The following is a 10,208-nucleotide window of genomic DNA, read 5'->3' on the forward strand; positions in this document are numbered from 1 at the left end:
CATGGGCGCCCGCGACCTTCCCGTGCTGGAGTTCCCCGAAAAGCTGCAATGCCTTTTCGAGCCGGCGCGGTACAAGGTCGCCCACGGCGGGCGCGGCTCGGCCAAGTCCTGGTCGTTCGCCCGCGCGCTGTTGGCCCTCGGCGCCCAGCGCAAGCTGCGCATCCTGTGCACGCGCGAGGTGCAGAAGTCCATCAAGGATTCGGTGCACAAGCTGCTGTCGGACCAGATCGAGGCTATCGGCCTGGGCTGGTTCTACCAGATCCAGAACAACGAGATCCGCGGCGCCAACGGAACGGAGTTCTCGTTCGCGGGGTTGGCCGACCACACCGTCGATTCCATCAAGTCGTATGAAGGTGCGGACGTTGTGTGGGTCGAAGAAGCCCACAAGGTCAGCAAGCGCTCATGGGACGTTCTGATCCCGACCATCCGCAAGGAAGGCTCGGAAATCTGGATCTCGCTGAACCCCGAGCTGGAATCTGACGAGACCTACAGCCGCTTCGTGCTGGACCCGCCGGGCAATGCCGTGGTGGTCCAGATCAACTATTCCGACAACCCCTGGTTCCCCGACGTGCTGGAGCAGGAGCGGCTGGAATGCCTGCGACGCGACCCGAAGGGGTATCCGCAGATCTGGGAAGGGAAGTGTCTGCCGGCGGTGGCCGGCGCCATCTACTACGACGAGATGGCCGCGGCGCAGGAGCAGGGGCGCATCACCAACGTGCCCTATGACCCAATGCTCAAGGTGCACGTGGTCGTTGACCTTGGCTGGAACGATGCCATGTTCATCTCCTTGGTGCAGCGCGGCCTGTCCGACCTGCGCGTCATCGAGACGCTGGAGGAAAGCCACAAAACACTGGACTGGTATTCGGCCGAGCTGCGCAAGCGCAACCTGAACTGGGGGACGATGTTCCTGCCTCACGACGGCCGCAACAAGGATTTCAAGACCGGTAAGAGCAGCCAGGAAATCATGGAGGCGCTGGGCTGGACGGTCGACATCACCCCCAGCATGTCCGTGGAAGACGGCATCCGGACCGCGCGCATGGCCTTCCCGAGGATGTATTTCGACAAGACCAAGGCCGCACGCATCGTGCAGTGCGCCAAGCGCTACCGCCGCAGCGTGAACCAGCAAACCAACGAGCCGGGCGCGCCGCTGCACGACGAGTTCAGCCACGGCGCTGACAACCTGCGCTACATCGCGATCAATGCCGACCGGATGACCAACGAAACCTGGGGCGGCGCCCTCAATTACCCGAACCTGGGCCTTGCCTGATGGACAAGATAGAGAAGATGGACGACGAGACCTTCGACGGTCTGGTCGATGACGAGGTCGCGCAGTCCGTAGCGTGGTTGGATTCGGCGATCAAGGACGAGCGCGAGCGCAACTACCAGTTCTACCTGGGCCTGCCGCTGGGTAACGAGGTCGAGGGCCGCTCGCAGGTCGTATCCTGGGACGTATTCGAAACCGTCGAATCGGTGCTGCCCGACCTGCTGGATATCTTCCTGGCCGGCGACAACATCGGGGAGTTCGAACCCACCGGGCCCGAGGATGAGTCGGGCGCGGCGCAAGCGACCGACTACATCAACCACCTGGTGCGCAAGCAGAATCCTGGCTTCCTGGTGTTCAACACCTGGTTCAAGGACGCGATGCTGGCCAAGCTGGGTATCGTGCGGGCCTACTGGAACGCCGCCAAGTCGGTCAAGAAGGAGCGGTACCGCGGGCTGACCGAAGAGCAGTTGACCATGCTGCTGGATGCCGAGGGCGTCGAGATCGTGGCCCAGGAAGGCCATCCAGACCCGACCGACGAGGCCATGCGGCAGGACGCCATGCAGAAGATGCAGACCATGACGCCCGAGCAGGCGCAGCAGGTCGAGCAGATGCTGGCGCAGCCGGCGAAGATGATCTACGACGTCGAGATCCGGGTGACGCGCCCGGCCGGCAAGGTGTGCATCGAGGGTGTGCGGCCCGAGACCTTCATCATCTCCAAGCGAGCCACGAAACAGGCCGACGCCATCCTGCAGGGCGAAATCCGGCCATTCACGCGTTCCGACCTGGTCGAGATGGGTATCGACAGGGAAGACGCCTACACGGTCCAGGACTACGAGTACCGCATTCTGGAGACGGGCGACTCGCTCAAGGAGCGCGCCGAACACGAATCCAGCACCTGGCGCCTGGGCGAACCTGAAAGCACCGACAAGTCGACGGAAGAAGTGGTTCTCTTCTGCGGCTACATCAAGGCCGACTTCAACGGCGACGGCATCGCGGAATGGCGCTATGTGCTGCGCGGCGGCAACAAGACGCTGAAGAACGTCGAGGCCGACGACGGGCCCGATTACTGCCTGCTGACGCCCATTCCTATCCCGCATTCGGTCTACGGCATGGCGCTGGCCGACCCGGTCGCGCCGATCCAGGCCACGAACACCGCCCTGCAGCGCCAGTACCTGGATTCCCTGTACCTGGCCAACAACCCGCGCACCTATGCGATCGACGGCCAGGTGAACCTCGACGACCTGCTGTCCAACCGCATCGGCGGCGTGGTGCGCATGAAGGCGGCCAATGCCGCCGGCCCGCTCCAGACGACGAACGTCTCCGGCGAGGCGCTGCAGGGCATCGAGTTCATGGACAGCCGCCGCGAGGCGCGCACGGGCGTCACCCGCTACAACCAGGGCCTGGACGCCGACAGCCTGAACAAGACCGCCACGGGCGTCACCAAGATCATGGGCAAGGGCGACAAGCGCATGCTGATGATCGCCCGCATCTTCGCCGAGACCGGCGTCAAGGACCTGTACCGCCTCGTGCTGCGCCTGGTGTGCCAGTACCAGGACAAGGCCGCGGTGGTGCGGCTGCGCAATCAGTTCGTCGCCTTCGACCCGCGCGAGTGGTCGCACGAGATGGACGTCACCATCAACGTGGGCCTGGGCACGGGCGACAAGTCCGAGCAGGTGGCCATGTGGCAGCAGGTCATTGCCATGCAGCAGCAGGCGATCGAGGCCGGGTCCAGCCTGGCCGACGAGTCGAACGTCTACAACGCTCTGCAGCAGGTCATGAAGGCGATGGGCATCAAGGGAGCGGAGCTGTACTTCACCGACCCGGCGAACGCCAAGCCGAAGGACCCGCCGCCGCCGTCGCCCGAGGAAATTCTGGCCAAGGCGCAGGTCGAGGCCGAGCGCGTCAAGGCCGAGGCCATGCTGGAAGGGAAGCGGCTCGACCTGGAAGCCAAGAAGGTCGAACTGCAGATGAAACAGATCGAACTGCAGCAGAAGCAGGAAGAACTCGGCATCAAGAACCGCGATTCCCTGGTCAAGGCCGCCACGGCCGCCGACGAGCAGGAACGCGCGGACCGCCAAGAGCGCCGCGACACGCTGCAAACCCTCATGAGCCCCGGATATGGACACCAAGGACAGTATTGACCTGGCCCGCGCCGAGCGCGCGCGGCTGATCCTCGAAGACCCGCTGGTCGTTGAAGCGCTGGCCGACATCCGCGCGGAGCTTTTGGCAGCCTGGCAGGCGTCGCCGGCGCGCGATACCGAGGGCCGCGAGCACCTTTTCCGCTTCTTCAAGGTGGCCGAGAAGTTCGAGCTGGCTTTGAAGACCCACATGGAGACCGGAGCACTGGTTTCCGCCCACCTGAGGGCCGAGGAAGAGCGAAAGAGCGCCTTGACCCGTGCAAAGGAGTTCTTCCGTGGCTAAGAAACAGCAGACGCCGGCCAACGAGCCGCAAGACCAGACCCAGGACCAGCCCGCCGTGACGGCCGAGCCCCAGGACGCCGCCATGGCGCCTGTCGAGCCGGAGCAGCGGCCGGCGGACGCCGAGCCCGCCGACCCCGCCGCGCCGCCGCCGGCCGATCCGATCCCCGCCGAGCCGCTGGGCATGTTCATCACGCGCCACGAGGACGCCGCCATGGCGCTGGGCATCGTTGTGACCCTGATCACCCATCCCAACGCCGACGAGGGCGTGCATGCGGGCCGCTACGGCGGTATCCGCCTGGCCGCCGGCGACGCGCTCGCGACGTACAGCGACGGGACGCAGCACCAATGATTTCTTGGGCAAGCCGCCAGCCCTTGATGGCGGCCCGTAGAAAGACCAACCGATCGGCCCGCAGATAGCGGGCCTTTTTGTTGTCGGAGTCAAACCTCACGAGGTATTTGCAATGGACGAAACCACCACCATCGAGCAACTTGTAAGCCAAATGGCGCAGTCGGACGAACCCGAACTGCAGGAAGGCGATCCCGCCCAACCCGAAGGGGAGGCGAACAGCGCAGGCCAGCCGGATGGCGAGCAGGACGACGACCCGCAGAACGATCCTGACGGCAGTGCCGACGACAACCCCGCCGCGGCGTCGCCGGATGATCAGGTCATCGAGTGGGAAACCAGTTCGGGTGAAAAGTTCTCTGCGCCCGTGGCCGAGCTGAAGGCCGGCTACATGCGCAACCAGGACTACACGCACAAGACGCAAGAATTGGCGCGTGAGCGTGATTCGTTCAACGAGCGGGTACAGCAGCAGTTCCAGCAGGTCCAGCAGTTCGCGCAGGCGCTCGGTGAGCTGCATGTGCAGGACCGGATCGTAAAGCAGCTCGAGGCGAACATCGCCCAGATCAACCGCTATGACGACCCGACCGGCTACAGCAGCGCAGTGAGCGAACTGATGATGGCCACCAAGCAACGGGATGGGTTGGCCGCCCATCTCCAGAGCGTCCAGCAGGCCCGCACTCAAGAGCAACACCAGGCATTCCTGACTGCTCAAAAGCAAGCGGCGGCTGAACTCTCCACGGGGCCCAACGCGATCCCTGGTTTCGGCAAGGAACTGGTTCAGAAATTGAACGTGACCGGCCGGGAATACGGCTTTTCCCCCGAGGAAATGTCGACCATCACCGACCCGCGCCATATCCGGGTGCTGCATGACGCGATGAAGTACCGCGAGCTGCAGGCCAAGAAGCCCGAGGCGATGAAAAAGGTGGCGGCCGCGCCGAAGCCGGCGCCGCAAACCCGGTCCGTCCCTCCCAACACCGTGCAAAAGGCTGCCAAGAGCTTCGCCGCCAAGCCCTCGATCGAGGCCATGGCCGTGCTCATGAACGCCGCCAACAAGTGAGGTAATCATGGCAAAACTCGCCAATTCTTTCGCCACTTTCGACGCGGTCGGCAACCGCGAAGCCCTCTCGGACGCGATCTACAACATCTCGCCCGAGGAAACCCCGTTCGTCTCGGCCATCGGCAAGGGCAAAGCCACCGCCGTGTACGAAGAATGGCAGACCGACGCCCTGGAAGCCGCGACCAACAACAAGGTCGTGCAGGGCAACGAGCCGTCTCCGCAGGTGATCACGCCCACGGTGCGCCTGGGCAACCGCACGCAGATCTCCGAAAAGACCTTCGCCGTCACTGGCACGCAGGAAGTGGTCGACAAGGCCGGCCGCAAGTCGGAAGTGTCCTACCAGGACGTGAAGAAGATGGTCGAGCTCAAGCGCGACATCGAATTCGCCGCCCTGCAGAACACCACCGCCATCGCCGCGGCGTCCGCTACCGCCCCGCAGTCGCGCGGCGCGCTGGGCTTCATCAAGACCAACACCAGCAAGGCCAGCGACGGCACCGACCCCGACCCCGTGGCCAACACGGCGCCGACCGACGGCACGCAGCGCGCCTTCACCGAGGCCCTGCTGGTCGAGGCCGCAACGAAGGCCTGGAACAGCGGCGGCAACCCCACGTTGCTGTTCCTGCCGTCGGCGCAGCGCCCGGTCTTCTCCGCGTTCAATGCTGGCGCCCAGAAGCAGTACGCCATCAACGAGAAGGAGCTGACGGCCACCATCGCGGTGTACGAGGGCGACTACGGCACCTACAAGGTGGTGAACAGCCGCTACCAGCGTCAGCGCGACGTCTTCGGCATCGACCCCAGCATGTGGTCGGTGCTGACCCTGCGGCCGTTCAAGTCGTCCGAGCTGGCCAAGACGGGCGACAACGTCAAGAAGATGGTCAACACCGAGTGGACGCTGAAATGCGACAACGAGGCGGCCAACTTCGCGGTGCGTGACCTGACCGTCGCCTAAAACCACCCTGAAGGAAGGCCCCCGGCCAATAACCGGGGGCCTTTTCTATGGAAAAACACCTCCTTTCCGCCTCGCGCGGCACGCAGACGATCTTCCACAAGGTAGACGGCCGGATCGGCCTGCAGACGGTCGCCGACGTCGAGAAAATCGTCGATTTCGCGCACAACCTGGCCGCCTCCGGCCAGACGCACGCGGCGAATGGTGACCGCCATGTGGCGGAAATCCCCGTGGTGGTGGTGGCGGCCTGGGCGCAAAAGCGCGGCGTGACCTTCGATGCGGTCATGCAGGACGTGCGGCTGCTGCGCGAGTGTGTCAACGACCCCGAGAACGCTGCGTTTCGGGTGCACGGGGGCCGTGTATGAGCATCACGAACTACGCGGAGCTGCAGGCCGCTATCGGGCGCTGGCTGAGCCGCACCGACCTGGCGCCAGTGGCTCCGGATCTGATCACCCTGGCGGAAACCCGCTTCAACCGCAACCTGCGGGTGCGCCAGATGGAAACCACGGTAACGCAGACCATCGCCGGGCCGGTGGTGGCCTTCCCTGCGGACTGGCTGGAACTGCTCGGCAAGCCCACTGTCGACGGCGCGCCGCTGCACTTCGTCACCAGCGACCAGATGCGGGAGCGGCGCGGCGGAATGGGGCGTTACGAGGGCGACTACTACACCATTCGAGGCGACGACCTGGTGGTGGGCGCCCGCATCGACAACACCGTCGAACTCGAATTCACCTACTACGCCCGTATCCCGTCGCTGACGACTGCCGCGCCGTTGAATTGGCTGCTGACTTCGGGGCCGGATATCTACCTGTACGGCTCGCTGCTGGAAGCCGAACCGTACCTGAAAAACGACCCGCGCATCGAGACGTGGCGATCGCTGTTGCAGGTGGCCCTGGGCGACCTGCAGGCGTCGAGCGACAAGGCCAAGTTCTCGGGTGGCTCGCTGGAGATTCGCCAGTGATTCCCTTCATCGGCTTCGCGCCCGACCTCGACCCTACGACGCCTGGCGTAATCACGGACTGCTCGATGCTGGTCCCGGGAACGAAGGGTATGCGCGCTGCGCCGAAATCGGTGGATTCGGGCCTGCCTGCGCTTCCTGGGGCGGTGCACGGCGCTGCCGCGGTGACGCGGCTGGACAACGCCAAGCGGCTCATTGTCGGGACGAACAACCGGCTGTATGAGCGCGTGTCGCTCGCCTGGTCCGACGTCTCGCGCGCCGGCGGCTATTCGACGATCACGGATAACCGGTGGCGCTTCGCCCAGTTCGGGAATGCCACGCTGGCCAGCAACAGCGCCGACCCGATCCAGCAGAGCGTATCCGGAGCATTTTCCGATATCGCCGGCGCGCCGAAAGCGCAGATCATCGAAGTGACGCAGGGCTTCGTCTTCGCGTTCAACACCGATGACGCCACGTTCGGAGACAGCCCCGACCGCTGGTGGTGCTCGGGTATCTACGATCACACTGTCTGGACGCCCTCGATTGCCTCGCAGTGCGCGAGTGGACGGCTCCTGGACTCGCCGGGCGAGATCCGGGCCGGGCGGGCCCTGGGCAGCGACATGATCGCGTACAAGGAGCGGTCCATGTACATCGGCCGCTATCAAGGGCCGCCGGTTGTGTGGGCCTGGCAGATGGTGCCGGGCGAGATTGGCGCGACGAATCAGGAGTGCGTGGTGTCGATTGGCACGGCGCACGTGTTCATCGGCTGGGACAACTTCTACATCTTCGACGGCACGCGGCCGCAGGCCATTGGCGACTCGGTGAAATCGTGGTTCTTCCGCGACCTGAACCAGACCTACCGCTATCGGGTCATCGGCCAGCACGACGCTATCAGCGGCCTGGTCATCTGGTACTACCCTTCGAATTCGAGCACGGACGGCTCGATCGACTCAGCCATCGTTTACAACTACCGCCGCAACCAGTGGGGCCGTGCGAACCGCCGTATCGAGGCGGTCATAGACTACGCCTCGGCCCAGATCACCTACGACTCGCTGGGTGACCTGTACGCGACCTACGAAGATCTTCCGCAGATCCCCTACGACTCGCCCTTCTGGCTGTCGGCTTCGGTGGTGCCGGCGATCGTGGGCGTGGATCACAAGGTGGCGTCCCTGACTGGAGACGGCGAGGACTCCATGGCCATGACCGGGGATTTCGGCGACGACTGGCAGTATTCAACGCTCCAGGGTGTGCGCGTGCGCTTCGCCCAGAACCCCGCCACCGGGGCATGCCAGACATTCCACCATAGCGGCGTCGGTACACCGCTCGAGATCGGCGTCGCTTCGGTGCTGGCGGATGGGAAATTCGATGTGCTGCGCTCGGCGCGGTTTCATCGTGCGCAGATGACCTTCACCGGCAACATGGAACTGATCGGCTTCGAGCCACGTATGCAGGCGGACGGGGAACGATGATGAAGATTCCACCGGATGCCAATCTGCCGGCCGCCAAGGACGGCGTCAGCTACCTGCAGCAGTTGACCTTCGCCATTTCCCGGCTGTGGTCGGGCATGGCAATCCAGGTCAACAACATGGCCGAGGGCCGCGTCGAGGCGTCCTACAACGCGCTCGCGGCACCCCCCACGACCGGGGATTTCAAGCAGGGCGATGTCATCCGCAACGTCGCGCCGGTGGAGGCGGGCACAGCCGGGGCGCGGTACGTGGTCACCGGTTGGATCTGCGTGGCCAGCGGGAACCCCGGCACGTGGCGCGAGCAGCGAGTACTGACGGGGAACTGATGCGCACGCTCATGCACTTCGACCCGGCCCAGCTGGACAGGATCTGGCCCGATGTCGCGCCGCTGCTGGCCGCGGCGCTCGAAAAAGGCGAGGGCGAGCTGGATTTGTCCCAACTGCGCATGCTGATCACTGCGCGCCAGGCTGACCTGGTGCTGGTGCACGAGGGGGATTCCTTGGTCGGTGCCCTGGCCATTGAATTTATCCAATACCCGAATTATCGCGTCGCCAGCTTTATCGCGACGGGCGGCCGGCGGCTATTCGCGTGTGAAGCCGACGTGGCGCAGTTGAAAACGTGGCTCAAGGACCGTGGCGCCAGCAAGATCCAAGGCTATTGCCCGCCAGCGGTGGCAAGGTTGTGGGGCCGCCTGGGCTTCCATGTAGCGTATCAAGTGGTGAGGTGTGACCTATGAGTCGATATCGTGACGATGGCGGGTTTTACGACCCGTCCGACAAGGGCCCCGGCAATCGGGGCTTTTCTTTTGGTCGCAGCCGGCCAGCGTTCAAGGGGGGAGGCGGCGGTAGCACGACGCAGACCACCAAGGTGGAATTGCCGGGGTATGTGCAGCCCTATGCCGAACGCCTGATGGACTGGTCTTACAACCTTTCGCAGACGCCGACGCCTGTGTATGGGGGCCAGCTGACTGCGGGGCTGAATCAGGACCAGCTCACGGCGATGAATGCAATCCGGTCGCGCGCGCTCAATGGCTCGGCCGATATCAACGCAGCGCGCCAGGGCCTGACCGCGACCCTGCAGGGCCAGTACATGCGCGGCGCGGAGAAAAATCCGTATGCCGGGGACAATCCATACCTGGACCAGGCCATCCAGAAGACGCAGGGCGACATTGCGCGGAACTACGCCGCCGGCACGGGCGCGCAGACGCTGGCCCAGTTCCGCAATTCCGGCGCATTCGGCGGCTCGGCGATGCAAGAGACGCAGGACATGCAGAACCGCGCGCTGGGCGATACGCTGGCCAACGCCAGCAGCGGCATGCGAATGCAGGACTACGACATTCAGCGGCAGATTGCGGCCCAGGATCTGCAGCGCGATGACGCGCTGTGGAATTCCGAGCGGCAGCGCCAGATGCAGGCCATGGGCCTGGCGCCGAGCCTCGCCAACACCGACTACCAGAACTACCAGGCGCTGCTGGGAATCGGCGACATCCAGCGCGAGTACAGCCAGAGCCAGCTCAACGATGCGCTGACGCGTTGGCAGCAGCAGGTGAGCCAGCCTTACCAGCAGATGGAAATCCTGGCCAATGGCATCACGGGCGCCACGGGCGGCGGCATCGCGCGCAACCAGGTCGGCCCGAACCCGAACCAGGTCAACCGCACGGCCGGTGCGCTGGGCGGCGCGCTGGGCGGCGCTGGCATGGGGTCGATGTTCGGCCCCTGGGGGACCGCCATTGGCGGCGGTCTGGGCTTGCTGGGCGGCCTGTTCGGCTAAGGGG

The 10,208-nt window shown here is 64.7% G+C and carries 12 protein-coding genes; all 12 read left to right on the top strand.

From position 1 onward, the window contains the following. Position 1 precedes the first annotated feature (1 nt). The 12 genes from ACVN9Z_RS18460 to ACVN9Z_RS18515 all read left to right on the top strand — a co-directional run bounded on the left by ACVN9Z_RS18460 (position 2) and on the right by ACVN9Z_RS18515 (position 10,204). The gene (locus tag ACVN9Z_RS18460) at positions 2-1,267 is read left to right on the top strand and encodes a PBSX family phage terminase large subunit (protein WP_458212494.1); all 1,266 of its coding nucleotides are present in this window, start codon (positions 2-4) and stop codon (positions 1,265-1,267) included. Beyond that, positions 1,267-3,405 (top strand): portal protein, encoded by a 2,139-nt coding sequence (locus tag ACVN9Z_RS18465; protein ID WP_458212495.1) that lies wholly within the window; start codon positions 1,267-1,269, stop codon positions 3,403-3,405. Before ACVN9Z_RS18460 ends, ACVN9Z_RS18465 begins: the two co-directional genes overlap by 1 nt. After that, positions 3,383-3,685: a hypothetical protein gene (locus ACVN9Z_RS18470; protein WP_458212496.1), complete on the top strand. Its 303-nt coding sequence runs from the start codon at positions 3,383-3,385 to the stop codon at positions 3,683-3,685. Before ACVN9Z_RS18465 ends, ACVN9Z_RS18470 begins: the two co-directional genes overlap by 23 nt. Then, positions 3,678-4,034 carry a hypothetical protein gene (locus tag ACVN9Z_RS18475; RefSeq protein ID WP_458212497.1) on the top strand — a complete coding sequence of 119 codons (357 nt, stop codon included), beginning with the start codon at positions 3,678-3,680 and terminating at the stop codon, positions 4,032-4,034. Before ACVN9Z_RS18470 ends, ACVN9Z_RS18475 begins: the two co-directional genes overlap by 8 nt. Positions 4,035-4,146: 112 nt before the next feature. After that, a complete protein-coding gene (locus ACVN9Z_RS18480; protein ID WP_458212498.1) occupies positions 4,147-5,085 on the top strand; it encodes a hypothetical protein in 939 nt (312 codons plus the stop codon). 7 nt (positions 5,086-5,092) lie between these two features. Beyond that, on the top strand, positions 5,093-6,034 hold the full coding sequence (locus tag ACVN9Z_RS18485; protein ID WP_458212499.1) for a DUF5309 domain-containing protein: 942 nt from the start codon (positions 5,093-5,095) through the stop codon (positions 6,032-6,034). Positions 6,035-6,081: 47 nt separating this feature from the next. Next, positions 6,082-6,396, top strand: coding sequence for a hypothetical protein (locus ACVN9Z_RS18490; protein ID WP_458212500.1), 315 nt, complete (start codon positions 6,082-6,084; stop codon positions 6,394-6,396). Beyond that, complete coding sequence (locus ACVN9Z_RS18495) at positions 6,393-6,992, top strand: phage adaptor protein (RefSeq protein ID WP_458212501.1); 600 nt, start codon at positions 6,393-6,395, stop codon at positions 6,990-6,992. The genes ACVN9Z_RS18490 and ACVN9Z_RS18495 overlap by 4 nt, the downstream gene beginning before the upstream one ends. Next, positions 6,989-8,437 carry a hypothetical protein gene (locus ACVN9Z_RS18500; protein ID WP_458212502.1) on the top strand — a complete coding sequence of 483 codons (1,449 nt, stop codon included), beginning with the start codon at positions 6,989-6,991 and terminating at the stop codon, positions 8,435-8,437. The genes ACVN9Z_RS18495 and ACVN9Z_RS18500 overlap by 4 nt, the downstream gene beginning before the upstream one ends. Further along, on the top strand, positions 8,434-8,760 hold the full coding sequence (locus tag ACVN9Z_RS18505) for a hypothetical protein (RefSeq protein ID WP_458212503.1): 327 nt from the start codon (positions 8,434-8,436) through the stop codon (positions 8,758-8,760). Before ACVN9Z_RS18500 ends, ACVN9Z_RS18505 begins: the two co-directional genes overlap by 4 nt. Further along, a complete protein-coding gene (locus ACVN9Z_RS18510; protein ID WP_458212504.1) occupies positions 8,760-9,170 on the top strand; it encodes a hypothetical protein in 411 nt (136 codons plus the stop codon). The genes ACVN9Z_RS18505 and ACVN9Z_RS18510 overlap by 1 nt, the downstream gene beginning before the upstream one ends. Further along, positions 9,167-10,204, top strand: coding sequence for a hypothetical protein (locus ACVN9Z_RS18515; RefSeq protein ID WP_458212505.1), 1,038 nt, complete (start codon positions 9,167-9,169; stop codon positions 10,202-10,204). The genes ACVN9Z_RS18510 and ACVN9Z_RS18515 overlap by 4 nt, the downstream gene beginning before the upstream one ends. Positions 10,205-10,208: the final 4 nt, after the last annotated feature.

The sequence above is a fragment of the Achromobacter sp. KK8 genome (assembly GCF_054188005.1).

What these genes read in the sequence shown, in the direction of transcription:
- ACVN9Z_RS18485 (WP_458212499.1), top strand. Translation starts at nt 5,093, where the DNA reads ATGGCAAAACTCGCCAATTCTTTCGCCACTTTCGACGCGGTCGGCAAC.
- ACVN9Z_RS18470 (WP_458212496.1), top strand. Translation starts at nt 3,383, where the DNA reads ATGGACACCAAGGACAGTATTGACCTGGCCCGCGCCGAGCGCGCGCGG.
- ACVN9Z_RS18510 (WP_458212504.1), top strand. Translation starts at nt 8,760, where the DNA reads ATGCGCACGCTCATGCACTTCGACCCGGCCCAGCTGGACAGGATCTGG.
- ACVN9Z_RS18480 (WP_458212498.1), top strand. Translation starts at nt 4,147, where the DNA reads ATGGACGAAACCACCACCATCGAGCAACTTGTAAGCCAAATGGCGCAG.
- ACVN9Z_RS18495 (WP_458212501.1), top strand. Translation starts at nt 6,393, where the DNA reads ATGAGCATCACGAACTACGCGGAGCTGCAGGCCGCTATCGGGCGCTGG.
- ACVN9Z_RS18515 (WP_458212505.1), top strand. Translation starts at nt 9,167, where the DNA reads ATGAGTCGATATCGTGACGATGGCGGGTTTTACGACCCGTCCGACAAG.
- ACVN9Z_RS18460 (WP_458212494.1), top strand. Translation starts at nt 2, where the DNA reads ATGGGCGCCCGCGACCTTCCCGTGCTGGAGTTCCCCGAAAAGCTGCAA.
- ACVN9Z_RS18465 (WP_458212495.1), top strand. Translation starts at nt 1,267, where the DNA reads ATGGACAAGATAGAGAAGATGGACGACGAGACCTTCGACGGTCTGGTC.
- ACVN9Z_RS18505 (WP_458212503.1), top strand. Translation starts at nt 8,434, where the DNA reads ATGATGAAGATTCCACCGGATGCCAATCTGCCGGCCGCCAAGGACGGC.
- ACVN9Z_RS18490 (WP_458212500.1), top strand. Translation starts at nt 6,082, where the DNA reads ATGGAAAAACACCTCCTTTCCGCCTCGCGCGGCACGCAGACGATCTTC.